The following is a 24,088-nucleotide window of genomic DNA, read 5'->3' on the forward strand; positions in this document are numbered from 1 at the left end:
CTACTTCATTGGCTTACTGTTACCTTCTGCATAGCTTATTTCTGGAATTAAACCACAATCAAAAAGAAATAAGTAATGCAATCATTATCAGAAAATATCCACCGATTAAACGATTTGTTCAGCCGTGGAAAAGTGCTTGAAGCGTTCGACACATTCTATGCCGACGAGGTAGTAATGCAGGAAAATGAAGACGAACCAACCATTGGGAAAGCTGCCAACCGAGAAAGAGAACAGGAGTTTTTAGCCAATGTAACGGAGCTAAGAAAGGCAGAACCGCTTAAGGTAGCGGTAGGGGTGCATTGTACTATGGTGGAATGGCACTTCGATTATACACATAAAGAATGGGGCGTTCGAAACTACCGGCAGGTATCGGTTCAAGAGTGGAAGGATGGCAAAATCGTCAAAGAGAAGTTTTACTACGCAAATTAGGGAGCAGGCTATGTTATACAAATTTTTAGAAAGCCAGGAAGAATGGAGTCCGGTTATTATTCGCTATACGCTTGCCCTTGTTATTTTCCCTCATGGGGCGCAAAAGCTATTTGGATGGTTTGGCGGGTACGGTTTTACGGGCACTATGGAATTCTTTACTGCTACTGCAGGCCTCCCGTGGTCGGTAGGTTTTTTAGTGATATTGATAGAATTCTTCGTTCCGCTATTACTGATAGCCGGATTATTGGTCCGCCTGAATGCCATAGCAATTTTTGGATTATTTGTGGGTATCATATTTACCTCCCACATCCAGTACGGGTTTTTCATGAATTGGTATGGAAACCAGCAAGAGAAGGTTTTGAGTTTCATCTGCTTGTATTAGGTATGGCCGCGGCCCTGATGGTATCAGGTGCCGGAAAAATTGCTTTAGATCAATACCTGTCTGACAAATTATCTGAATAAACCCGAAAATACACCAATAACAAAAAAGCCTCTCTTTATGCAAGAGAGGCTTTTTTATGGTACCGCGTACGGGATTTGAACCCGTGCTACCGCCGTGAAAGGGCGGCGTCCTGGACCCCTAGACGAACGCGGCGTTAAAAAAACAATAATCAGAAAAATAGTGACCAACAAGCAGCATCAAAAGTTAGATTACTGTCTACTGGTCACTTGATATGGTATTGGGAGCCCGATGGGATTTGAACCCACGGCCTCTAGGGCCACAACCTAGCGCTCTAACCAACTGAGCTACGAGCTCCGTGTATAAATAATGTACCGCGTACGGGATTTGAACCCGTGCTACCGCCGTGAAAGGGCGGCGTCCTAGACCCCTAGACGAACGCGGCATCATATATAAATCAAATTTTCAAAAAGCTTAGAACAAGAATAAGCCAAAGAGGCGACAGGCGGACTCGAACCGCCGTACGAGGTTTTGCAGACCTCTGCCTAACCACTCGGCCATGTCGCCTTAATAAAAGCAATCGAGTTTGTACGCCCGACAGGACTCGAACCTGTAACCTATTGCTTAGAAGGCAATTGCTCTATCCAGTTGAGCTACGGGCGCTCAACTTGTACAAACATTTCAAAAAACAAAAAGCAGTAACTGCTTTTTTAGTCGGGGAGACAGGATTTGAACCTGCGGCCCTTCGCTCCCAAAGCGAATGCGCTACCGGACTGCGCCACTCCCCGTAATCCGTTAACAGGACAGATTCCAAAAATACGGAGTTGAACATTTTGAGGCAAATATAATTAAGAAATTTCTTCACTTATTTCTGTAATCAACTGCTTGGTGAACATCTTCCAGCTCAGTTGTTCCTTTAAAGGGATTAAAGCGGCTTTTATCTCCTTTAGCTGGTTGGGGTCAGTTAAGGATAATATCGCTTTTGACAGATCTTTTACATCTTCTTTCTCTACAACCCATGCTGTTTTCTGGTGTTCTATGTGCTCGGTGAGTCCCTTTAAGTTCGTGACAATAGATGGAAGGTGAAAATTGATGGCATTAGCCAAGATCCCACTTTGGCTGGCTGAACGATAGGGCATGACTAACGCATCTGAGAGTGTAAACAACTCAGCCATCTCTTCCTCACTTACAAAACGGTCGTCAATGGTATAAAAACCCCGGTGTGTATCCTTAATCTTTGAAAGTATCGGTTCTTTATCCGTATAAAATTCCCCAACAATTAAAGGACGGATATGATGCTTCTCAAGATCAAGAGTATTTAGCGCTTCGATAAATAAATCGAGGCCTTTGTAAGGGCGAACCAATCCAAAAAACAAAAACACCTTATCCTTATTGGAGTAGCCAAAAGCATTACGAAGGCTATTTCGGGACTGAATGGGTTTCTTTTGCTCGTATACCGGATGAAAAAGTTTAATAATGGTTGACGATACCCCAATCTTTTTGGCTTCATCACAACTTTTTTCGGATAAAAGAATCAGTGTGTCTGCTTTATCCAAAAGCGCTTTAGATAAGCGGTGACCTAAGGGGAAAGATTCATGAGGGACTACATTATGTGCAAGAACATGAACGGGTAACTTAGGTCGCTGCTTTTTTATTTCATTCATAACCTTTAGCAGAGCCAGGGCAAAAAAAGGATGCCAGTAACATAAGATTACATGATCCGGGTTATCCTCAAGGATCTGCCGGGCTGTTTTCTTCCAGTTAAAAGGATTACAGGAATGGAAAATCCGTTTGGCATAATTACCGGCTGCATCATCCTCTGTAAACTGGGATTTCCCCGGGAACAAAAACGAAGGGTACAGATAACTAAAATTGTAGGCATTCACATCAGTGATATCGTCTAAATTCCGATACAAATAATCACTAAAGGTGGCAATGCCTCCCCGGTAAGGAGGAAAAACACTTAATATAGAAATCACGGATTTTTAAAAAGATGGTACAGGTTAGCGTCAGCAAAAACAAACATAATACCTTGTAAATATTATGCTATTTTCATGCAAAATCCATTTCTTTGCAGGGCTAAATCAAACGACTATTTATTATTTATGAAAACACTTGTGTTCAGCTTATTTATTTCATTTGCATGGTTTCAGGGCTTTGCCCAATCAGTTCAAATCAGTGAGGTACAACAAACAGCTGATGCCGGTAATCAATTTGAGCTTGCTGACGCCAGCTTTACTTTAGAGAGGGGAGCACCTTCTTTCGTGGCGGGAGGTTCTTATTCGGCTGATATTAATGTAGCATCAGGCTTGTCAATTGCGGCGTTGGGTACTGGTAACATTCAACTATACGGAACCAATGGTACAGTACTTCAAAGTAGAGATTATGATTTTCAGCCTGATGACTCGTCGATTGAAGTATATGCCAAGCCGGATGGTGGATTTGTTCTCAGAGAGAACATCGCCAATTTCCTGTTTTTTGATTCTTTCGGCGAGATCAGCAATTCCATTTCCAATAGTTCACAGAGTACGGAAGGCGAGGCTATATCCGAGCTAGCAGCGGACCCCATGTTCGAAACCATTGTACTTTATAACCCGGTGATTGTGCGTGATGGGGTAGAAGGATCCAGGGCAAGCGTGGTCAAACCAAATGGCATCACCCAAAACATTTTTAACAGCCAGGACCGTGCCATTCGTTTTGTGGAAGTGAGCGAAGACGGACAATTTATTGGTGTGGTAACCTATCTTTCCGGTACCGATGATATAATCACACTGCTGGATCGCAATGGAAATGAGCTCAATTCTTTTAGCCTGAATCAGGATATCAGTGACTTCCGGGTTTCTAAGGATGGCCGTTATCTAACCTTACGCTCAGATAGTCGGGTAGCCGTTTTCTCTGTGACGAGCGGGGAACGAATGGGCAGCACCAGCATACGGTCTGGCAGTATTTATTTTGCTGATTACGTGCCGGAAGAAGCTACGATCATTGCTTTAAGTGCAGAGCGAAGTGGGGACTTTTTAAATGATGTTCAATTTCATGCGATTAATCTTGAAGAACGTTCTCTGGAGCGTAAAGAATATGGACTGGCACTTGGAATCAGTGATGCGGTGCCATTGCGTCTCAATCGAAGTAACGCCGGTAACTACGTACTTACAGGTTTGAGCACTACGTTAGCACTGAACGTTAGCTGGTAACGCACTTCTGATTTAGATTTTAGAATTTTTGGATCCAATAAAAAAGCCCCGTAGCTGAATGCTGGCGGGGCTTTTAATTTGGTGAAGTTTTCTTGGGTTTGGTTAAGCTTCTTTAGCTTCCTCTGAAGTGTTTTCCTGCTCAGAACTATCTTCGTTCTTAGCGTTCTCTTCTACAGGTTCAGCTTCGTCCCAATCAAAGTCTAAATCGTCACGAGATTTATTCATCTTGATTTTGATTACAGAGCCGGGCTCATGCTTATTTTCAAGCAATTCTTCAGCAAGCGGGTCTTCAATATATTTTTGAATTGCGCGCTTGAGAGGACGAGCACCATATTTCTGGTCAAAACCTTTGTCCGTGATAAACTCTTTGGCCGCCTTGGTGACTTCCACTTTAAAGCCGAGTTCTTTAATACGAGCAAACAAGTCTTCGTTCATCAAGTCGATGATTTGGTAGATATCCTCTTTCTCGAGTGGCTTAAAGGTGATTACGTCATCAATACGGTTTAAGAACTCTGGATTGAATACCTTTTTCAGAGCATCCTGAATGGTAGACTTCATTTTCGCATAGTCGAAGGCAGAATCATCGGTATCAAAGCCAATGCCTTTACCCATGTTGCGAATATCACGTGCCCCGATATTTGAGGTCATAATGATAATTGTATTTCTGAAGTCAACTTTACGTCCCAGGCTGTCGGTAAGAATACCATCATCTAATACCTGGAGCAGGATGTTAAATACGTCGGGGTGTGCTTTTTCAATTTCATCAAGCAGCACTACGCTGTAAGGCTTACGACGTACTTTTTCTGTAAGGATTCCACCTTCTTCATATCCAACATATCCCGGAGGTGCTCCCACAAGACGTGAGACGGAGAATTTCTCCATATACTCACTCATATCGATACGAATAAGGGAATCTTCTTTATCAAATAAATACTTGGAAAGAACTTTAGCCATTTCGGTTTTACCAACCCCGGTAGGACCAAGGAAGATAAAGGAGCCGATGGGACGGGAAGGATCTTTAAGACCGGCACGAGTACGCTGTATAGCTTTTGTAAGCTTAACGATAGCTTCATTCTGTCCAATTACTTGCCCAGACAAGCTTTCTTTCATCTTCAGCAGTTTCATGCCTTCGTTCTGGCTGATCTTATTCACAGGAACGCCGCTCATCATAGCGACTACGGAGGCGACATCTTCTTCCTCAACATCATACACGATGTTTTCGGATTCTTTTTCCCATTCTTTCTGAGCCATTTCAAGTTCTTCGATCAGGCGCTTCTCCGTATCACGCAGACGGGCTGCTTCTTCAAAGCGCTGCTTTTTGACCATAGAATTCTTTTCAGCACTGGTCTCTTCAATTTCCTCTTCAAGATCAATAATATTTTGAGGAACGGTGATATTAGACAAGTGCACCCGGGCTCCGGCTTCATCCAGAGCGTCAATGGCTTTATCCGGGAGAAAATGATCAGTAACATAGCGGTCGGTAAGTTTCACGCAGGCCTCAAGGGCTTCTTCGGTATACCGTACGCTGTGATGCTTCTCGTACTTAGGTTTAATTTGGTTAAGAATTTCCTGGGTTTCTTCAGGTGTGGTAGGATCCACCATGATTTTTTGGAACCTGCGTTCCAGAGCACCATCTTTTTCAATGAATTGACGGTATTCGTTCAAAGTGGTTGCTCCAATTGCTTGTACTTCGCCACGCGCTAAAGCTGGCTTAAGCATATTGGAAGCGTCCAGTGAACCACTTGCTCCGCCGGCACCAACGATAGTGTGGAGCTCATCAATAAACAGGATAACATCATCTGTTTTTTCCAGCTCAGTCATCACCGCTTTCATGCGTTCTTCAAACTGTCCACGGTATTTGGTTCCAGCGACCAGGGCTGCAAGGTCAAGAGCAATCACACGTTTATCATAAAGCACTCGTGATACTTTGCGCTCAACAATGCGAGTAGCCAGGCCTTCAGCGATAGCTGTTTTACCTACGCCTGGTTCACCTATAAGTACAGGATTATTCTTTTTACGTCGGCTCAAAACCTGAGCTACACGCTCAATTTCTTTTTCACGGCCGATAATGGGATCAAGGCTACCCTCTTCGGCCATCTCAGTTAGATCCCGTCCAAAGTTATCCAGTACGGGTGTTTTAGATTTTTCCATTTTCTTTTCCCTTGAACTTCCAGAGCCGGAAGAAGAGCCTTTGGATGCAGAAGCACTTGCGGTCATGGATGATGAATCCGAAGATTGGTCATCGCGTGATTTTCCGGAAATGATCATGTCCAGCTCTTCACGAACGGCATCGTAGGAAACACTAAATTGTTGTAAAATTTGGGCCGCAATATTTTCATCATCCCGAAGCAGAGATAATAAAAGATGCTCGGTTCCAATAGTATCACTCTTGTAAAGCTTAGCTTCCAGATAAGTAATTCTGAGAACCTTCTCAGCTTGCTTGGTTAGTGGAATGTTGCCAACCTGAACTGAACCACCTGTGCCTCGCACAGTGTCTTCGATCGTCTTCTTAAGTTTAAAGAGATCACAGTCCAGATTTTTAAGTATGCGCACTGCCACGCCATCTCCTAATCGAACAATACCTAATATTAGATGCTCGGTTCCAATGTAATCGTGCCCTAACCGCAGAGCTTCCTCTCGGCTGAACTGAATCACATCGCGAACTTTGCTTGAAAAATTTCCCTCCATCTGACGTATACCTTATTTGCTTGTCTTAAATAATTTGGTGGATATTCGGATAAAAAAACGAGTAAAACGTCGCTTTAGTTCATTACAGGTATGAAGGTAGTAGCGCGGTAAAGTAAATGCAAACTAAATGCAGTGACTCCGAATTAAAATAAAGCGGAGCCGGTCATTTCCTCAGGTTTTTCTAATCCCATTAGCTTTAACAGGGTAGGAGAAACATCGGCCAAAATCCCGTTTTTCATAGATATGGACTCAGGATAATTGACGATAATAGCTGGAACCAGAGCAGTTGTGTGCGCGGTGTGAGCACTGCCATCTTCTTTAACCATGCAGTCAGCATTACCGTGGTCTGCAATGATAAGTGAGCGATAGCCGTGCGCGTTTGCAGTGTCGATAACCCTTTTGAGCTGAGTATCAACGGTTTCTACGGCCTTGATGGCTGCATCCATATCGCCGGTATGGCCAACCATGTCAGGATTGGCGAAGTTGAGTACTACAAAGCTGCATTCCTCAGTAGACAGTTTTTCACAAAGTGTGTCGGCTACTTCTTTAGCGCTCATTTCTGGCTGAAGGTCATAGGTAGCTACTTTGGGGCTGGGAATTACCGTACGTTCTTCTCCTTCATTGGGAGTTTCCACTCCACCGTTAAAGAAATAGGTAACATGTGGGTATTTTTCGGTTTCGGCAATGCGGAATTGCTTTAGACCTTGTTTGCTGACCCATTCTCCTATAGTATTGACGAGCTCTTGTGGGGGATAGGCTACCCGTGCAAAATCAAAAGTCTCATCATAGGAAGTGAAGGTAGTGTAGTGCAGATCCAGTTCTTCTGTTTCAAACTCATCGAAAGCAGGATCATTCAGAGCACGAGAAATTTGTCGTGCGCGGTCACCGCGAATATTGTAATAAATAACCGTATCGCCTTCTTCAATACGGGATCGGTCGGAATCATTGAGAAGCACTGGTTTGATGAATTCGTCGGTTACATCGTCATCGTAAGAGGCTTGGAAAGCTTGCTCTGCGGAATCCATTTTAGTGCCTTTGCCGTGCACCAGCAAATCGTAAGCCAGCTGTGTGCGCTCCCAACGGTGATCTCTATCCATCGCATAATAGCGACCAATAATAGAGGCTAACTCACCCTTTCCAATCTCTTTTGCTTTTTCCTCAAACTCACGGGCGTATTCAATTCCTCCGTTAGGGGAAGTGTCGCGTCCGTCTGTAAATGCGTGCACAAACACGTCATCAATGTCATGCTTCTTACACAATTTGAGCAATGCAAAAAGATGCTCGTTGTGGCTATGCACGCCGCCATCGGAAAACAGCCCCATAATGTGAATCTTATTTTTGGGCTTGGCGTTTTCCACCGCTTTCAGCAACTCAGGGTTCTCAAAGAAAGAGCCATCGTTGATTGCTTTATTAATACGGGAGAGTTCTTGCCAGACAATACGGCCGGCACCAATATTAAGGTGACCTACTTCTGAGTTGCCAAATTGCCCGTCAGGCAATCCAACATTCTCGCCGCTGGCCGAAAGCCTGGAATTTGGACTGTTCTTAAAGAGTGAATCTATAAAAGGTGTGTTAGCTTTGTTAACAGCGCTAACTTCCGGGTTTTCAGCTAACCCGAAACCGTCTAAAATTACGAGTAATGCTTTGGAACTGTCCATAAGAATCTCTTGAGAGGATGGCGAGTGGGTGCTCAGTTATGAGCGTGAGCTTAGAGGTTGTTAACGTAATTAGTTAACTGAGATTTTTTGCGAGCTGCATTGTTTTTATGGATAATCCCTTTCACAGTCATGCGATCGATGTAAGATACAGCTTCTTTGAGAGCCTTTTCGGCTTCGGCCTTATCATTTTGGTCGTAAACTTCTTTGATAAGTTCGCGCATTTTAGAACGCCGGCTACGGTTGTGCTTTCGGTTTTTCTCGGCCTGGCGAACGCGCTTAATGGCTTGTTTAGTAATTGGCATTGTTAATATGCTTTGTAAAGTTAATTATTGCCCGATTCTTTTCGAGAAACCAAAATTAAGAGTTATGAAAATATTAAACAAGAAATGATTGAATAATTACAAAGATAAACTTAATTTATCTGTTCTGTTATGATAGTAGTAATTGATGGGCCCGCAGGATCGGGTAAAAGTTCAACAGCAAGAGCCGTAGCGGCTAACCTTCAAATCCAATTTTTGGATTCAGGAGCGTTATATCGTGTAGCAACCTTGTTATATATTGACGCCCAGCAAGAATTTACTACGTTCTTTGACAAGCTGAAAGAAAGCGAGATTTCCTTTTATTTCAAAAATGAAAAATTCCACGCCTTTTTGGATGGACAAGAGGTTAGCGACGAAATTAGGAGCATGAAGGTTTCCCAACATGTGAGTGAAGTTGCCTCAAACCCAAAAGTTCGTGCATATGTCAATGATTTGATGCGCGAAGTTGTTAAGCATGATGCTTACATAGCGGATGGCAGGGATTTAGGTACCGCCGTTTTCCCGGATGCCGACCTTAAATTTTTTATGGTGGCTGATTTGGAAACACGAGCCCGGCGCCGTTTTAAAGAAGAAAAAGACAAAGGAAGTAATGTTACGCTCGAAGAAGTGAAACAAAATATAGCCCAGCGGGATCAAACCGATGCCAACCGCAGTTCTGATCCACTGAGAAAAGCTGATGATGCTATTGAGGTAGATACTTCAGAAATGAGCTTTGATGACCAGGTCGCTTTCATCAGTAAAAAAGTTGAAGAACTAATTTCATCACAGAGCAAATAATTAATTTTAACTTATCCCACAGTTGAAAGTCAATTGTGAGGTAAACCAATAACCACATATAATGACTGAAGATATAAACAAAGAAAAAGAACAAGCCGAAGCAGCCGAAGAACAAGCTGAAGCAACTACTGAGGTAGCTGAAGCCGAAGCTGAATCTGTAGAAGAAGAAACGGAAGAAACAGCTGAAACTTCTGAAGAAACTACGGCCGAAGCCCAAGAGAATGGAGAACAGGAAAAAGAAGAAGCCCTGACCCATGTGTACTCCGGAGATGTAGAAGGAGAAACATACAAGCTGGAAGATTTACAGCGCTCATCAGAAGAATATACTGATGAAGAATTTGATGAGATGGTGGGTATGTATGAAGATACCCTCAATGAAATTGAAGAAAAGGAAATTGTACACGGACGTGTTGTTTCTGTTGATGAAAAATACGTTGTAGTAGACATCGGCTTTAAGTCAGAAGGTATTATCCAGGTAAATGAGTTCTCAAATGAGGCTCTGGAAGAAATGGAACCTGGTGATGAAGTAGAAGTATTCCTTGATCGTGTTGAAGACAAAGAAGGACAATTAATCCTTTCTCGCCGTAAAGCAGATATTCTGCAAGCCTGGGAGAAAATTGAAGCCTCTCACGAAGATGGCGAGATCCTTGAAGGATATATTAAACGTCGTATTAAAGGTGGTATGGTTGTGGATGTCATGGGCATCGATGCCTTCCTGCCTGGTTCGCAAATTGATGTGCGTCCCGTTCGCGACTTTGACGCTTATGTAGGAAAAACCATGGAGTTCCAGGTAGTGAAGCTAAACATGGCTGCCGAAAACGTGGTTGTTTCTCACCGTGCTCTTATCGAGTCTGACCTTGAAGATCAGCGTGAAGAAATTCTCGAAACGATTGAAGCTGGTCAGGTACTTGAAGGTTCCGTTAAAAACATTACCGACTTCGGTGTATTCATCGACCTTGGTGGCGTTGACGGACTGCTGCACATTACCGACCTATCCTGGGGCCGTGTGGATGATCCCCACGAGATCGTATCTCTGGATCAACGCATGAACGTTGCTGTTATCGACTTTGATGAGAAGAGCAAGCGCGTTTCTCTCGGTCTCAAGCAACTGCAACCACACCCTTGGGAAGCTATCAATGAGAAGTATCCTGAAGGAAACAAAGTTCAGGGCCGCGTAGTGTCTATCGCAGATTACGGTGCGTTTATTGAACTTGAAAAAGGTGTTGAAGGTCTGATCCACATTTCTGAAATGTCGTGGACACAACACATTAAACACCCATCTCAATTGGTTGAGAAGGACGACATCGTAGAATGTATCGTTCTGAACATCAACGAAGATGAGAAGAAAATTTCGCTTGGTGTTAAGCAACTGGAAGAAGATCCATGGGCAGATATCCTGGAGCGCTTCCCCGTTGGTTCCAAGCACACCGGTGTTGTTCGCAACCTTACCAACTTTGGAGTATTCGTTGAGCTCGAGCCTGGTATTGACGGCTTGATCCACGTTTCTGACCTCAGCTGGACTGAGAAAGTAGATCATCCAAACGAAGTGGTTGACAAAGATCAGGAAATCGAGGTTGTAATTCTGGGCGTTGACTTTGACAACCGCCGAATTACTCTCGGCCACAAACAAGTGGAAGACAACCCTTGGAAGAAATATGCTGAAGAATACGCACCCGGCAACAAAGTTGAAGGGGAAGTAGTTAAGACTACTGATAAAGGCGTATTTGTGAAGCTGCCACTGGGCGCTGAAGCATTCCTGAACTACAGCAAGTCTGTTGAAGGTGAATACAAAGTAGGCGACAAAGTGGAAGACGCTTTTGTGCTGAACTTTGACGAAAACAGCAAAAATATTGAGCTGAGCCAGCTTGATTCTGACAAAGGTCAGGCTAAAGAATCCAAGAAGCGAGTGGAACAGTCTAACGTTGAAACCGGTGCTCCAACACTGGGTGAAATGTCTGGATTGGCTGCACTCAAAGCTGATATGGAGAAGAAAGAAAAAGCTGAAGCTCAGAAAAAAGCAGATGCTGCTAAAGCCAAAAAGGCTGAAGAAGCAGAAGAAGAGGAAGATTCCTCTGACGAAGAAGAGTAAAATCTCCTTCTAACATTCTGTTTAAAGAATTACCCCTTGTTCAATTGTATTGGGCAAGGGGTTTTTTATGGCTTGTATTTTTGGCAGATTAGCAGGGGACGCATGGTTATATAGAGTAGTGATAAAAGAAGAACCACCAACGACTATTCCGACCTCTAAGACGGTTTGTATATTTATGCTATCCTAAAAGTATTAAGGAGCTACAACTGCTCTCTCGTCAGAATTATAAGTGTTTTATTGTATTAGGTTTGAGATACTGCATAAGCTTCACCGATAGTAAGTATAAAGCAGGTGAGGTATAAGAAAGTAAAAGTTTTGTTTCGGTGCTTCTAAGATTGAAGTCATTCATCTCTGAACAACCAAAGGAAGGGTAAATTAAGTAAGATTATGAGGCGGCCTTCTATACTATCTCTGGCAAGAAGATGCTTGCCTCTTCTGCGAAATGATAAGCTATACTCTTCCTTTTACAAGATCAGAATTAAAGCTTAGACAAGTTTTAGGTCACTCCCCAAATAGCACTGTATTAGCTGGCAGTTAACTACCAGCCAATCTTTCCTTTGTCCTGATCTTTAAGCAGCTCGTCCTGATTTTCTTCCGGATCTTCAGGCATCACAAAGCCGGCAGGTGGTTCAAACCCATCATATTTCCAATAAGCTTCTTCATCGGCTGTGACATAGTTAATGAACTGTCCTACAATGGGAAGGGCGGAACGGGCACCCTGACCAATACTGTAGCCGATGTCCTGGTTAAATCTTACACGACGATCTTTACCGCCCACCCAGGCACCCATTACCATGTGGGGCGTCATGGCTATGAACCAGTTATCGGCAGCGTTGTTTGTGGTACCTGTTTTACCGGCAATATCTTGGCGAACTCCATATACATTACGCAAACGAACTCCCGTACCATGGTAACCATCTCCACCTCGGATCACCCCGCGTAGCATATCAGTAATGATATAAGCCGTTTCCGGGCTGATGGATTCTGATTTATAATCCGGATTAAACTCCTTCAGGATGTTGCCTTGTTTGTCTTCAATTCGTGTAATGGCAAGAGGCTCAATATGTACGCCTTTGTTGGCAAATGTGGTGTATGCACTCGTTAATTCAAGTAGAGAGACTTCAGCGGTTCCCAGGGCAATGGAGGGATAAGCCGGGGTATTACTCATATCGATACCCAGGTTCGAGGCCATAGCCTTAATTTTTCGGGCGGCAGGATCCAGCTCCCACAGTTTATTGGTTTCCGGGGCACCGGCAATTTCTGGTAAAAGCCGGACGGTTACATTATTCATACTGCGGGCTAAAGCTTCCCGGAGAGGAACCATCGTTGGACCGTCATGGACCGATTGATCTTTGGGATTCCAAATATTTCCGGCACGGTCCCGAAAAGTGACGGGATACTTAGAAAATTTATGATAGGGTTTATATCCGTTGTCAATAGCTACGGCATATACAAAAGGCTTAAAAGTTGAACCCGCTTGTCTGCGCGATTGATACACATGATCAAACTGAATGTTGCCATAGTCGGTACCTCCAACCCAGGCCAGGATGTTGCCGTTCGAAGGTTCGATGGCTACAAAACCTGCTTCAAGCTGCGTGCGGGCTCGTTTCACAGAATCTACAAATGCACTATCGGCAAAAAGCGAATCAAACACCACTTTCTCAAGATTGGTGTTGTAGTTGGAAAAACCGTTTTTATAGCGATCGGTTTCCCGGATAAAACTTTTTAGAAATAATGGATATTCGTCCCAAAATAGATCCATATACTCATCGCTTCCGCGTGACGTCCATTCATTTACAAAGATATTTTGTAGAGAGTCCAGTTTGGTTTTAACGGCCCTTTCGGCGTGATGCTGAATGCGAGAATCTATAGTTGTATAAATTACCAACCCATCTTTATACAGGTCATATCCGTTTTCCTCGAGCCAGGGATTGATTTTTTGGCGCACATATTCGCCAAAGTAGCGACTTTGACGTCCGGTTTTGAAGGGTGGATGGTAGTCCAATTCAATAGGCTGCTCCCGCATCGCGTCATATTCCTGATCGGTAATAAATCCACGGTTGTTCATGAGTTGCAATACGATATTCCGACGGTCTTGAGAGCGCTCAGGATAAATGCGGGGATTGTAAGCGTAAATGGCCTTCAGTGAACCAATCATGACAGCAGCCTCGGGAATGGTAAGCTCTTTGGCCGGTTTTCCGAAATGGGTTTGTGCAGCTGCTTCAATGCCAAAGGTGGAGTTGGGATATTCCACAGTGTTGAGATACATCTCCGCAATCTCACGTTTAGTGTAGCGGCGCTCCAATTGAACTGCCGTGATCATCTCCCGGAACTTTCGGGTCACGGAAAATTTTTGCCCGATTTTTTTATACAGGTTACGCGCCAACTGCTGGCTAATAGTAGAGGCTCCCTGCCAGCGGCCATTCAGTATGTGCCAGGGAATAGCCAGTGTGCGGAACATATCCATACCCCAGTGGTTGTAAAACCGGTGATCTTCCGTAGCAACCAGGGCATCAATTACATGAGGAGAAATGTCTTCGTAGTTGACCCATTTGCGGTTTTCGGTGAAATACTTGTCGAGCGTTACACCGTCGCGACTGCGAACTTCCGAGGCAATAGCAGTCTCGGGGTTTTCAAACTCATCAGCAGAAGGTAATCCCGTAAATAGATAGATGACATAGGCACCGATTAATAGTAAGAATACAGCAGCCACACTGCCCAGACCTATCCAAACTTTTCTGTACGCACTAAAGATGCCTTCTTTGTTTTGGTTGGGTACTTCTTCTGTATTGGCACTCTTTTCGTTTTCGCGGCGCTCTTGTAGTATCTTTTTCCGGTATTCGGGATCGTTAAAATACCGCTCGTGATCAATAGGTTCTTTATTCTCGTCGCTCATAATACGTTTTTAATTCCCTGTAAAGGTAGTGAATTTTTGTGAACCGGCCTCCCACCTAACGAGCTGCATGCCACTATTGTTATATAAAGCAAGGCTCCGGTGATTAAAAAAGGTTCCAAGATTTATATACTCTCCGCTCCCAAAAGTTTCCTTCCTCGGAATATGATCGTGGCCGCTTAAAATATAATCTAGCTGATGCCGGTTAAACATCTTTTCAGCCTGACGATTTAGTGGTTTTGGGTTGATATAATTTCTTTTCCGGGTCATGGATGAAAACCACTTCATCAGCTTAACACCTGTTTGCGGTGGAAATACTTTTTGATAGACATCAACAAAATAACGACTGCGCAGAAGTTTATGAAAGCCTGCTCTGGGAAAATCAATTCTGGAGCTGGCTACGCCGTCTCCGTGCATCAGTAACATTCGCTTATCTTCTAATTCTAAAAGCCGGAAGTTGGGCTCTACATCAAAGCCGCGGTCTTTAAAATGGCCGAAGGTCCAGTTGTCGTGATTGCCGGTTACATACAGTGCGGGGGCCACTGACTTATTATATTCTTCAAAAGCATCCAGTACATTTTTGCCAAGTGATGGTACGTAGTTTTGATCCGGATATTCCATCCAGTAATCAAATAAATCTCCCAAAACATACAAAGCAATTTTGTGCCGGGCGCAATGATGTATCAATGCTATCAAATCGTCTTCAATATGCTGATTGGTAGCCTGTGAAAAAGCGCCGAGATGTACATCTGATAAGAAAACATGCTGTTCAGGATTCATTCAACCGGCTACTTTTTGCGGGTGATAACATAATGAATCAGGTCGGCCAAATCTTGTTTGGCATCCGAAGCTGGCAATGTATTGAGCCCGTCGATGGCTTTATTCGCATACTCATACATACTCTCGCGGGCCGATTCCATCCCCCCGTTTTGATGAACAAAATCTACAATGTCTTCAACATTTGAGGAGGTCTTCTTGCGTTTTTTCATCAGTGCGCGGATATGGGCTGATTTCCTTTTAGGGGCTTGCTCAAAGGCTTTGATCAGTGGCAGGGTTACCTTCCGTTCCTGAATGTCATTACGCGTAGGCTTTCCTACATCGTAGGCTCCATAATCAAATAAATCATCCCGGATTTGAAAGGCGATACCAATATTCATCCCGATTTCGCGCATTAGCTCATGAATCTCTTCGTCGTCGGTGGTTGATACGGCTCCGCACTCACAACAAGTAGAAATAAGACTGGCGGTTTTTTCAGAGATGATCTGGAAGTATCGCTCTTCCGTCATATTAAAAAGCCCGGCTGTTTTCAATTGCCGCAACTCCCCTTCACTCATACTCTGCACCGCTCGCGACTGCACTTTCAGTAATTGGAATTCCTCATGCTCCAGGGCAATTAGCAATCCTTTAGACAGTAGAAAATCACCCAGTAAAACTCCGGCTTTGTTATTCCATATTTTATTGATACTTAGGAGCCCCCGGCGGGTATCGGCTTCATCTACCACATCATCGTGAATGAGGGTGGCCGTATGTAGCAGCTCAATCATGGTGGCGCCCACGTAAGTGCGCTCATTGATATCTCCGAACAGGCGTGCGCTCATGAACACCAGGGTAGGGCGAAGCTCTTTTCCTTTTTGGCGGATAAGATAACGCACAATTTGATCTAAAAGAAAAACATCAGAACGAATAGTGTCCTTAAAAAACCGGCGAAATTCCGATAAATTCTCTGAAACAGGGGCGGTTATTTCCTTTAATGTTTTGTGGGTAACCGTTTCTGAATTTATTGGTTCTAACTCTGAGTTATCAATCATCAATTGTGCTGAAATTTTCTTAAACTTGCCGGTGAAATAATTTACTCATTATAAAGAACAATTATTTACTCTCAATCACTCACTCACTGAAAATTTATGGCTGACGATATTGTAAAAATTAAGACCATAGGAGTTTTAACCAGTGGCGGCGATTCACCGGGTATGAATGCAGCTATCCGCGCAGTTGCCCGCGCTGCTTTTCACTCCAACATAAATGTAATTGGAATTAAGCACGGTTATTATGGACTTATCAACGATGAATTTGAAAAACTGGATACACATTCCGTTTCAAATATCATCCAGCGTGGCGGTACCACATTAAAATCTGCCCGCTCCGAAGAGTTCAGAACAGAAGAAGGACGTGCTAAAGCCGCCGAAAACCTCAAAAAATATGAGATAGACGCATTGGTTACCATCGGTGGTGATGGAACATTCACTGGGGCAAATAAACTCAGTAAAGAGCACGGAATCAATGTAGTTGGGGTGCCGGCTACCATTGATAATGATATAATCGGAACCGATGAAACCATCGGATACGATACCGCTCTAAACACCGCCCTGGATGCTATCGATAAAATCCGGGATACTGCCGATGCGCACGAGCGTATGTTTTTGGTAGAGGTAATGGGCCGTGATACCGGCTTTATCGCGCTCGAAACCGGCATTGCCAGTGGGGCAGAGCTCGCACTTCTCCCTGAAGAACTCACTCATGTAGATGAGGTGAAAGAGCAACTGCACGATATGCTGAAGCAACAGCGCAGAAGTAGTCTTGTGGTAGTTGCCGAAGGGGATGAAACCGGTGGCGCCATGAAACTGGCAGATAATATTAAAGACGATTTTTCTCAGTACGATGTGCGTGTATGTATTTTGGGGCACGTGCAGCGCGGCGGGGCACCAACTGCCCGGGATCGCGTATTGGCTAGCCGTTTGGGAGCAGCCGCAGTGAACGTGCTGATGGAAGGCCATAGCGAAGTTATGGTTGGGGTAGTCAACAACGCGCTGAAAATCACTCCGTTGCGTGTTGCTATTTCCAAGAAAAAAGCATTAGATCACACACTAATAGACTTAGCAAGAGTACTTAGATAAAATAATAACACAACATATATTATGATTACATGTGATATTGGGTTTGCTCGAAAATTTATTAAGGATGATGAATACCTTAAAGCCCGGCGAAAAGCCGACATGGCTTTGGATCAACTTAAAAATAAAACCGGACCGGGGTCTGAATGGTTAGGTTGGCGGGATTTGCTCGCTGATCCTAATGATGCCGAAATTGAAGAAATCAGCTCGCTGGGAGAAGAAGTACGCGAAAAAGCTGACATATTTATTGTGTGTGGCATTGGGGGATCTTACTTGGGAGCCAAGGCTGTAATTGAAGCCCTGACTCCTCACTTCGGAAGTAAAGGCCCGGAAATTCTTTTTGCCGGACATCACATTGGGGGTAAATACCTGGAAGAATTGATGGCTTATCTTAAAGAGCCCAAAGAAGACGGTTCCCCAAAAAATATTTATGTAAATGTTATTTCAAAATCAGGTTCCACGCTCGAGACGGCTCTTTCATTCCGTCTGTTAAGAGAATTGATTGAAGACCTGTATGGAGATGATGCCTCTGAACACATTATTTGTACTACCAGCAAAGAAGGTGGTTTGCTCAATAAAGTGATTAAAGAAAAAGGCTACCGAAAGTTTATCATTCCAGACGATGTGGGCGGGCGTTACTCGGTCCTTACACCGGTTGGACTTCTGCCTATCGCAGTGGCCGGTATCGATGTGCGAACTTTATTATATGGTGCGGTTTCTGCTTATAACCGATATAAAGAAAACACGGAAGACATCCTGGAATATGCTGCTCTCCGTAATGCCATTCATGAAACCGGCAAAACGATTGATGTTTTTGCAACCTTTGAGCCGGAGCTCAGTTCCTTTGGCGGATGGATACAGCAGCTGCTTGGAGAGAGTGAAGGAAAAGAAGGGCAGGGTATTTTCCCAACCGTTGCCACCTATTCTACCGATCTGCACAGTTTAGGGCAGTTTATACAGCAAGGTCAGCGCAGTTTGATGGAAACTTTCATCATTGTAGAGAAACCATTCTCAGATCTTGAAGTAAATGAGCTGGAAGGGAATGATGATGAACTAAACTACCTGGCCGGTAAGTCATTTCATGAGATTAACACTAAAGCCCGGGAAGGTACCATTGAGGCGCACAGCGAAGGCGATGTGCCTATTGTTAAAATATGCTTGTCTGCATTAAATGCTGAAAACATTGGCGAGCTTATATATTTCTTTGAGTTGTTAACAGGTATCTTTGTTTACAGTTTAGGGGTTAATCCCTTTAACCAGCCGGGAGTGGAAGATTACAAGAAAGCCATGTACCGCCTGCTGGGTAAACACTAAATAGTTCTATGATCGAAAAAGAGAAAGCGTCGAAGTATATAGCGGTAGCCGGCAATATTGGAGCTGGAAAATCTTCATTAACAGGTTTATTGGCCAAACATTTTGGTTGGGAAGCTTTTTATGAATCGGTGGATGATAATCCTTATTTATCAGATTTTTATGAGGACATGCGCCGATGGAGTTTTAACCTGCAGATTTATTTCCTCTCCAGTCGGTTCCGGCATCAAAAGGAGATGCTCAATGATGATGTAAACCTGATACAGGATCGCACGATCTACGAAGATGTGGAGATATTTGCGAAAAACCTGCATCAGATGAACCTCATGAGTGACCGCGATTTTACCAATTATGAGGCGCTGTTTCATGAGATGAGCTACTATCTGCGTCCGCCCGACTTACTGATCTATTTGCGGGCACAAGTTCCTACACTTGTGCGTCAAATTCAGCAGCGCGGCCGCGACTATGAGAACACTATTCGGATTGAATACCTTGAACGCCTGAACAACTTGTATGAAGACTGGATAGGCCGTTATCCGCACGAGAAGCTGATTATTGATACCGATGACCTCGATTTTGTAAATAACAAAGAGGATTTAGGAAAGGTAATTGAGCTGATTGAACAGCGGATGTTTGGCTTATTTAATTGATTGAACCACACAACTATAATGCTTATTTTGGGTAGCTATTGTGGAGATGTTCTATGCTTACATTTAAGATCTTTGAAATACCTGAAGGAGAAAGTGAAAAAACCCTTGATTTAGCTTCACAAGAGTTAGATTTAGGAGAACTCACTTTTAACGGGGGAACTATAGATATAAAGTTCTACCGTACACTCCATTTCATCCGGACTACGTTTTCGGTTGATGCAAAGGTTGAATTAATTTGCGACCGTTCGCTGGATGCCTTTGACTATGAGGTTCAACAGGATTACGAAGTCTTGTTTAAAGCCGAAGAGGTAGAAGAAACCGCTGACGAGAGTGGCGCAGTTCGCAATTATGATCACGGAGGCAATCAAATAGATTTGGAGCAAGACGTACGAGATACGATTTTGCTCAACATCCCTACAAAGAAATTACATCCCCGCTTTTTGGACGATGACGGGAACCCGAAGGAGATGCTGGACGAACAGTTTGGCGATATTCCTGATGAGGAAGAAGATCGCATCGATCCGCGCTGGGAGAAACTAAAAGAATTAAAAGATTAACGACTATACCATAGATTAATGGCACATCCTAAACGAAGAACTTCGAATGCGCGCAAAAACAAACGTCGCGCACACCATGCAATCTCTGATGTAACATTAGCTAAATGCTCAAACTGTGGAGCCCTGCACCGCTACCACCATGCGTGCTCCGAGTGTGGCTACTACCGTGGCCGTCAGGTAATGAAAGCAGCTAACTAAATATCAATAAAACATGATTGTTGCCGTAGACGCAGCTGGTGGAGATTATTATCCGCAAAATCCCGTAAAAGGAGCGATAGAGGCCGTTGAAGAAAATAACGAGCTCACCGTCATCCTTGTAGGGCCGGAGGATATCATTAAAGAAGAACTCGCTAACCATGAGTATGATAAGAAGCGGGTTCTGATACATGATGCACCTCAGGTTATTGGGATGGATGAGTCTCCTGGCCAGGCCGTTAAAACCAAACAACAATCATCCATAGTTGTAGGCGTAGGCTTGCATAAAGCCGGTAAATGTGATGCATTTGTGAGTGCGGGCAATACCGGGGCTTTATTAGCGGCTTCTATGTTCATACTGGGTAAACTTCCCGGCGTATTACGCCCAACCATCGCAGCTTATTACCCTACATTTAAAGGGTTTAGATTATTGGTTGATGCAGGTGCAAATCTGGAGATTAAGCCGGAAACAGCCCTGCAGTTCGCCAAAATGGGAAGTGTTTTCTGTGAGCAAATTCTGGATATTTCCAATCCTAAAGTTGGCTTGCTGAATGTTGGAGAAGAAGAGGCTAAAGGCACTGAGTTATTGAAAGAAGTGCATAAGGAGCTCAAATCCCTGGACAGTTTCGTTGGTAACCTGGAAGGTAAAGATATCTTTCCCGGTAAAGCCGATGTTTACGTTTGTGACGGGATGGTGGGCAATATTGTACTCAAATTCGGTGAATCCATACCCGATATGCTTGAAAAAATGATTGGCATGGCGGTTCAGAAAATGGAACTCTCTTCTGAAGAAGTACAAAGAACCCAAAAAATATTAAAAACTGCCCTTTCGTCATTCAATTACGAAAATGTTGGCGGAATTCCTTTCCTGGGCGTCAATGGCGTAAGTGTTGTTGGGCACGGAGGCAGCTCGCCTTTAGCCATTAAAAACATGATTAAAAGTGCCGTACAAACTGTTGAACAAGATGTGAACGGCAAAATTGTAGCATCTCTAAACTGAGCTAAACTCTCTTAAATGGACGTTAAACGAGCAAAAATAACCGCAGTAGGGCATTATCTGCCTGATGAGCGGATTACGAATCACGACCTTGAAAAAATGGTGGATACCAACGATGAGTGGATCCGCACCCGAACAGGAATTGAAGAACGCCGAATTTTAAGAGACCCCGAAAAAGCTACTTCTTATATGGCGGCCAAAGCAGCCCAGGAGGCCTTGGACGAAAGAGGCATGAAAGCCGAAGAAATTGATTTGATTATCGTGGGTACGGTAACCCCGGATTATCTCTTTCCGGCCACCGCATGTTTGGTGCAAAAAGAAATTGGCGCTGAAAATGCCTTCGCTTTTGATCTATCCGCAGCGTGCTCTGGCTTTTTGTATGCACTAACTACCGGCTCTATGTATATTGAATCTGGCCGGGCCAAAAAAGTATTGGTGATCGGGGCGGATAAGATGAGTTCAATCCTCGATTTTACCGACCGTACTACCTGTATTTTGTTTGGAGATGGTGCCGGCGCTGTTATCCTGGAAGAATCGGAAGACGGCACTGGGATCATCGACCACAAGCATTACACAGACGGCGATACCAATTGTAGTTTGTATCAACACGCAGGTGGTAGTAAAAATCCTGCAACCAAAGAAACCGTGGAAGCCAAGCAGCATTACGTACGGCAGGATGGTCGTGCGGTGTTTAAAAAGGCAACCATGGGGATGGCCGATGTTTCACTGGAAATCATGGAGCGCAACGATCTTGAGCCGGATGAAGTAGCATGGCTGGTGCCGCATCAGGCTAATTTAAGAATCATTGACGCCACCGCGCGCCGAATGGGACTTTCGAGTGAAAAGGTTATGATAAATATCAACAAGTACGGCAACACTACTGCGGCCACTATTCCGCTTTGCCTGTACGACTGGAAAGATCAATTGAATCATGGCGAAAACATTGTATTGTCTGCCTTTGGTGGTGGCTTTACATGGGGCGCTATCTATTTAACCTGGGGGATTAAGTAATTATGAGTACAGCCTATTTGTTTCCCGGACAGGGATCGCAATTTGTTGGGATGGGAAAAGAGTTATACGGCTCCAACCCCGATGCAGCGGCTTATTTTGATAAAGCCAATGAAATTTTAGGCATCGACCTGAAAGGGATTATGTTTGAGGGACCTGAAGAAACCTTGAAGCAGACTGAGTTTACTCAGCCCGCTATCTTTCTTCATTCCATCGCTTTATTTAAAACACTGGATGCCAATCCGGATATGGTAGCCGGGCACAGCTTGGGCGAATTTTCAGCCCTGGTAGCCTGTGGCGCCATTTCTTTTGAAGAAGCATTAAAAATAGTACGCCGACGTGGCGAACTGATGCAGCAAGCTGGTACCGATAACCCCGGAACTATGGCTGCAATAATCGGTATGGATGATAGCGAGGTTGAAGTCGTAAGTACTGAAGCAACCAAGGCTACCGGCAAAGAAGTGATCGCAGCTAATTATAACTGCCCCGGACAGCTGGTGATTTCCGGTTATCAGGAAGCAGTGGAAAAAGCCGTTGAAATTGCTAAAGAGAAAGGTGCCCGCATGGCAAAATTACTGCCGGTAAGTGGCGCATTTCACTCTTCACTGATGCAGCCTGCTTATGATGGGCTAAAAAATCAATTGGAAGATCTGAATATTCATACTCCAAATTGTCCGATTTATAGTAATTACACAGCTAAAGCTACCACAGATACCGAGAAAATCCGGGAGAACTTGTTGAAGCAACTCCTAAATCCGGTTCTTTGGACACAAACGCTGAAGAACATGCATGCCGATGGTGCACAAGAGTTTGTTGAAGTAGGCCCGGGCAAAGTATTGCAAGGGTTAGTGAAACGAACGCTTAAAGACGTAGAAATTTCAGGACATCAATAAAGAAAGAACCATGAGTTTATCATTAGAAGGAAAAACCTGTCTGGTAACCGGCGGTAGTCGAGGGATTGGAAAAGCCATCGCACTCAGACTGGCAGAATTTGGAGCCGATGTGGCCATTACCTATGCTCGTTCTGCAGATGCAGCTGAAGAGGTAAAAGAAGAAATTGAGAAGCTGGGCAGAAAAGCCAAAGCTTTACAAGCGGATGCCGTTGATTTAGCTCGCACAGAAGAAGTGATCGCTGAATTGGTGGACGACTGGGGTAAAATTGATATTATTGTAAACAATGCCGGCATCACCAAAGATAACCTGATCCTTCGCATGAATGAAGAACAGTGGGACGATGTCATCAACACAAATTTGAAGAGTATTTTCAATTATTCAAAAGCTGCCGCCAAGCCTATGATGCGCAATCGCGGTGGTTCTATCATCAACATTAGTTCAGTGGTAGGTATTTCCGGTAACGCCGGACAGAGTAACTATGCGGCTTCTAAAGCAGGTATTATTGGCTTTACCAAGTCGTACGCCAAAGAATTAGCCTCACGAAATATCCGTGCAAATGTAGTTGCTCCGGGATATATTCTAACCGACATGACCGACCAGCTGGATGAGAAGGTTTTACAGGGTATTAAAGACGAAACCCCTTTGGGGCGCGCCGGCAATGCTGAAGAAGTGGCCGATGCGGTAGTCTTTCTTGCCTCTGACATGAGTTCATACGTCACCGGAGAGGTGATTCGTGTGGATGGCGGGATGGCAATGTAATTGTGTGTATATTGCAGATGCTCTGCTGAATTTTTAAGTTGAAAACACTTATTTTATCAAAATTATAATTACCAACTAATCACTGAAAAAGGACACAAAATGTCACAAGACGTAGAATCAAAAGTAAAAGCTATCATTGTAGATAAACTTGGCGTGGACGAATCAGAAGTAACTGCTGACGCCAACTTCACCAACGATCTTGGAGCTGACTCTCTGGATACGGTAGAATTGATTATGGAATTCGAAAAAGAATTCGACTTGAGCATTCCTGACGAAGATGCTGAGAATATTGCTACAGTAGGAGATGCTACAACTTACCTGTCAGGTAAACTCTCCTAAGTAAACTCACTTCTTAATTTTCCAATTTCTTTAAAAATA

Annotated in this window: 22 protein-coding genes and 6 tRNA genes; 15 read left to right on the plus strand and 13 right to left on the minus strand. The window is 43.9% G+C overall.

Annotated features, from left to right (window positions below; translation table 11 throughout):
- The first annotated feature begins 75 nt into the window (after positions 1-75).
- Both FN815_RS11125 and FN815_RS11130 read left to right on the plus strand, forming a co-directional pair.
- Positions 76-429: a SnoaL-like domain-containing protein gene (locus FN815_RS11125; RefSeq protein WP_142454715.1), complete on the plus strand. Its 354-nt coding sequence runs from the start codon at positions 76-78 to the stop codon at positions 427-429.
- Between the two features lie 10 nt (positions 430-439).
- Positions 440-811, plus strand: a complete 372-nt coding sequence (locus FN815_RS11130) for a DoxX family protein (protein ID WP_221930308.1) — start codon at positions 440-442, stop codon at positions 809-811.
- A 137-nt stretch (positions 812-948) separates the two neighbouring features.
- Here FN815_RS11130 and FN815_RS11135 read toward each other — a convergent pair.
- The 7 genes from FN815_RS11135 to FN815_RS11165 all read right to left on the minus strand — a co-directional run bounded on the left by FN815_RS11135 (position 949) and on the right by FN815_RS11165 (position 2,808).
- Positions 949-1,024, minus strand: a tRNA-Glu gene (locus FN815_RS11135).
- Between the two features lie 88 nt (positions 1,025-1,112).
- Positions 1,113-1,186 (minus strand) — tRNA-His (locus FN815_RS11140).
- A gap of 15 nt (positions 1,187-1,201) precedes the next feature.
- Positions 1,202-1,274 (minus strand) — tRNA-Glu (locus FN815_RS11145).
- Positions 1,275-1,325: 51 nt separating this feature from the next.
- Positions 1,326-1,396: transfer RNA gene (locus FN815_RS11150), tRNA-Cys, on the minus strand.
- Between the two features lie 22 nt (positions 1,397-1,418).
- Positions 1,419-1,492: transfer RNA gene (locus FN815_RS11155), tRNA-Arg, on the minus strand.
- Between the two features lie 51 nt (positions 1,493-1,543).
- Positions 1,544-1,617: transfer RNA gene (locus tag FN815_RS11160), tRNA-Pro, on the minus strand.
- 60 nt (positions 1,618-1,677) lie between these two features.
- Positions 1,678-2,808 carry a glycosyltransferase gene (locus tag FN815_RS11165; RefSeq protein WP_142454716.1) on the minus strand — a complete coding sequence of 377 codons (1,131 nt, stop codon included), beginning with the start codon at positions 2,806-2,808 and terminating at the stop codon, positions 1,678-1,680.
- 126 nt (positions 2,809-2,934) lie between these two features.
- On the opposite strand from FN815_RS11165, the gene FN815_RS11170 reads away from it, so the two are divergent.
- Positions 2,935-4,023, plus strand: coding sequence for a hypothetical protein (locus FN815_RS11170; protein ID WP_142454717.1), 1,089 nt, complete (start codon positions 2,935-2,937; stop codon positions 4,021-4,023).
- 102 nt (positions 4,024-4,125) lie between these two features.
- On the opposite strand, the gene FN815_RS11175 is transcribed toward FN815_RS11170, so the two are convergent.
- The 3 genes from FN815_RS11175 to rpsT all read right to left on the minus strand — a co-directional run bounded on the left by FN815_RS11175 (position 4,126) and on the right by rpsT (position 8,671).
- Complete coding sequence (locus tag FN815_RS11175; protein ID WP_142454718.1) at positions 4,126-6,711, minus strand: ATP-dependent Clp protease ATP-binding subunit; 2,586 nt, start codon at positions 6,709-6,711, stop codon at positions 4,126-4,128.
- 143 nt (positions 6,712-6,854) lie between these two features.
- Entirely contained in the window at positions 6,855-8,369 is a 1,515-nt protein-coding gene (gpmI, locus tag FN815_RS11180; protein ID WP_142454719.1) for a 2,3-bisphosphoglycerate-independent phosphoglycerate mutase, read from the minus strand.
- Between the two features lie 50 nt (positions 8,370-8,419).
- Entirely contained in the window at positions 8,420-8,671 is a 252-nt protein-coding gene (gene rpsT / locus FN815_RS11185) for a 30S ribosomal protein S20 (RefSeq protein WP_142454720.1), read from the minus strand.
- Between the two features lie 129 nt (positions 8,672-8,800).
- On the opposite strand from rpsT, the gene cmk reads away from it, so the two are divergent.
- Complete coding sequence (gene cmk, locus FN815_RS11190; RefSeq protein ID WP_142454721.1) at positions 8,801-9,466, plus strand: (d)CMP kinase; 666 nt, start codon at positions 8,801-8,803, stop codon at positions 9,464-9,466.
- 61 nt (positions 9,467-9,527) lie between these two features.
- Complete coding sequence (gene rpsA / locus FN815_RS11195; protein WP_142454722.1) at positions 9,528-11,555, plus strand: 30S ribosomal protein S1; 2,028 nt, start codon at positions 9,528-9,530, stop codon at positions 11,553-11,555.
- A 538-nt stretch (positions 11,556-12,093) separates the two neighbouring features.
- Here rpsA and FN815_RS11200 read toward each other — a convergent pair.
- The 3 genes from FN815_RS11200 to FN815_RS11210 are packed head-to-tail and all read right to left on the minus strand — an operon-like array spanning position 12,094 to position 16,256.
- Positions 12,094-14,451 carry a penicillin-binding protein 1A gene (locus FN815_RS11200; RefSeq protein WP_142454723.1) on the minus strand — a complete coding sequence of 786 codons (2,358 nt, stop codon included), beginning with the start codon at positions 14,449-14,451 and terminating at the stop codon, positions 12,094-12,096.
- 9 nt (positions 14,452-14,460) lie between these two features.
- A complete protein-coding gene (locus tag FN815_RS11205) occupies positions 14,461-15,228 on the minus strand; it encodes a UDP-2,3-diacylglucosamine diphosphatase (protein WP_142454724.1) in 768 nt (255 codons plus the stop codon).
- An 8-nt stretch (positions 15,229-15,236) separates the two neighbouring features.
- Positions 15,237-16,256, minus strand: a complete 1,020-nt coding sequence (locus FN815_RS11210; RefSeq protein ID WP_142454725.1) for a polyprenyl synthetase family protein — start codon at positions 16,254-16,256, stop codon at positions 15,237-15,239.
- Positions 16,257-16,352: 96 nt separating this feature from the next.
- Between FN815_RS11210 and pfkA the strand changes: the two genes are divergently transcribed.
- The 10 genes from pfkA (at position 16,353) to FN815_RS11260 (ending at position 24,049) form a co-directional block, all read left to right on the plus strand.
- Positions 16,353-17,342, plus strand: coding sequence for a 6-phosphofructokinase (pfkA, locus tag FN815_RS11215; protein ID WP_142454726.1), 990 nt, complete (start codon positions 16,353-16,355; stop codon positions 17,340-17,342).
- Between the two features lie 21 nt (positions 17,343-17,363).
- Positions 17,364-18,653, plus strand: a complete 1,290-nt coding sequence (locus FN815_RS11220) for a glucose-6-phosphate isomerase (protein WP_142454727.1) — start codon at positions 17,364-17,366, stop codon at positions 18,651-18,653.
- An 8-nt stretch (positions 18,654-18,661) separates the two neighbouring features.
- The gene (locus tag FN815_RS11225) at positions 18,662-19,300 is read left to right on the plus strand and encodes a deoxynucleoside kinase (RefSeq protein WP_142454728.1); all 639 of its coding nucleotides are present in this window, start codon (positions 18,662-18,664) and stop codon (positions 19,298-19,300) included.
- A gap of 53 nt (positions 19,301-19,353) precedes the next feature.
- Entirely contained in the window at positions 19,354-19,857 is a 504-nt protein-coding gene (locus FN815_RS11230; RefSeq protein WP_142454729.1) for a YceD family protein, read from the plus strand.
- A gap of 18 nt (positions 19,858-19,875) precedes the next feature.
- Entirely contained in the window at positions 19,876-20,055 is a 180-nt protein-coding gene (gene rpmF / locus FN815_RS11235) for a 50S ribosomal protein L32 (protein WP_103663746.1), read from the plus strand.
- 13 nt (positions 20,056-20,068) lie between these two features.
- Positions 20,069-21,052, plus strand: a complete 984-nt coding sequence (gene plsX, locus FN815_RS11240; RefSeq protein WP_142454730.1) for a phosphate acyltransferase PlsX — start codon at positions 20,069-20,071, stop codon at positions 21,050-21,052.
- 15 nt (positions 21,053-21,067) lie between these two features.
- Positions 21,068-22,060, plus strand: coding sequence for a beta-ketoacyl-ACP synthase III (locus FN815_RS11245; protein WP_142454731.1), 993 nt, complete (start codon positions 21,068-21,070; stop codon positions 22,058-22,060).
- Between the two features lie 2 nt (positions 22,061-22,062).
- Complete coding sequence (gene fabD / locus FN815_RS11250; RefSeq protein ID WP_142454732.1) at positions 22,063-22,950, plus strand: ACP S-malonyltransferase; 888 nt, start codon at positions 22,063-22,065, stop codon at positions 22,948-22,950.
- 10 nt (positions 22,951-22,960) lie between these two features.
- Positions 22,961-23,710 carry a 3-oxoacyl-[acyl-carrier-protein] reductase gene (gene fabG, locus FN815_RS11255; protein WP_142454733.1) on the plus strand — a complete coding sequence of 250 codons (750 nt, stop codon included), beginning with the start codon at positions 22,961-22,963 and terminating at the stop codon, positions 23,708-23,710.
- A 99-nt stretch (positions 23,711-23,809) separates the two neighbouring features.
- Positions 23,810-24,049: an acyl carrier protein gene (locus FN815_RS11260; RefSeq protein WP_142454734.1), complete on the plus strand. Its 240-nt coding sequence runs from the start codon at positions 23,810-23,812 to the stop codon at positions 24,047-24,049.
- The last annotated feature ends 39 nt before the right edge of the window (positions 24,050-24,088 follow it).

It is taken from the genome of Gracilimonas mengyeensis (genome assembly GCF_900182705.1).
In the GTDB taxonomy this organism is placed as follows: Bacteria; Bacteroidota; Rhodothermia; order Balneolales; family Balneolaceae; genus Gracilimonas; species Gracilimonas mengyeensis.

Coding starts and splice junctions, on each gene's coding strand:
- rpmF (WP_103663746.1), top strand. CDS start 19,876: ATGGCACATCCTAAACGAAGAACTTCGAATGCGCGCAAAAACAAACGT.
- plsX (WP_142454730.1), top strand. CDS start 20,069: ATGATTGTTGCCGTAGACGCAGCTGGTGGAGATTATTATCCGCAAAAT.
- FN815_RS11175 (WP_142454718.1), bottom strand. CDS start 6,711: ATGGAGGGAAATTTTTCAAGCAAAGTTCGCGATGTGATTCAGTTCAGC.
- FN815_RS11200 (WP_142454723.1), bottom strand. CDS start 14,451: ATGAGCGACGAGAATAAAGAACCTATTGATCACGAGCGGTATTTTAAC.
- FN815_RS11210 (WP_142454725.1), bottom strand. CDS start 16,256: ATGATTGATAACTCAGAGTTAGAACCAATAAATTCAGAAACGGTTACC.
- FN815_RS11170 (WP_142454717.1), top strand. CDS start 2,935: ATGAAAACACTTGTGTTCAGCTTATTTATTTCATTTGCATGGTTTCAG.
- pfkA (WP_142454726.1), top strand. CDS start 16,353: ATGGCTGACGATATTGTAAAAATTAAGACCATAGGAGTTTTAACCAGT.
- fabG (WP_142454733.1), top strand. CDS start 22,961: ATGAGTTTATCATTAGAAGGAAAAACCTGTCTGGTAACCGGCGGTAGT.
- FN815_RS11220 (WP_142454727.1), top strand. CDS start 17,364: ATGATTACATGTGATATTGGGTTTGCTCGAAAATTTATTAAGGATGAT.
- cmk (WP_142454721.1), top strand. CDS start 8,801: ATGATAGTAGTAATTGATGGGCCCGCAGGATCGGGTAAAAGTTCAACA.
- FN815_RS11130 (WP_221930308.1), top strand. CDS start 440: ATGTTATACAAATTTTTAGAAAGCCAGGAAGAATGGAGTCCGGTTATT.
- rpsT (WP_142454720.1), bottom strand. CDS start 8,671: ATGCCAATTACTAAACAAGCCATTAAGCGCGTTCGCCAGGCCGAGAAA.
- FN815_RS11230 (WP_142454729.1), top strand. CDS start 19,354: ATGCTTACATTTAAGATCTTTGAAATACCTGAAGGAGAAAGTGAAAAA.
- FN815_RS11125 (WP_142454715.1), top strand. CDS start 76: ATGCAATCATTATCAGAAAATATCCACCGATTAAACGATTTGTTCAGC.
- FN815_RS11260 (WP_142454734.1), top strand. CDS start 23,810: ATGTCACAAGACGTAGAATCAAAAGTAAAAGCTATCATTGTAGATAAA.
- FN815_RS11225 (WP_142454728.1), top strand. CDS start 18,662: ATGATCGAAAAAGAGAAAGCGTCGAAGTATATAGCGGTAGCCGGCAAT.
- gpmI (WP_142454719.1), bottom strand. CDS start 8,369: ATGGACAGTTCCAAAGCATTACTCGTAATTTTAGACGGTTTCGGGTTA.
- FN815_RS11245 (WP_142454731.1), top strand. CDS start 21,068: ATGGACGTTAAACGAGCAAAAATAACCGCAGTAGGGCATTATCTGCCT.
- FN815_RS11205 (WP_142454724.1), bottom strand. CDS start 15,228: ATGAATCCTGAACAGCATGTTTTCTTATCAGATGTACATCTCGGCGCT.
- rpsA (WP_142454722.1), top strand. CDS start 9,528: ATGACTGAAGATATAAACAAAGAAAAAGAACAAGCCGAAGCAGCCGAA.
- fabD (WP_142454732.1), top strand. CDS start 22,063: ATGAGTACAGCCTATTTGTTTCCCGGACAGGGATCGCAATTTGTTGGG.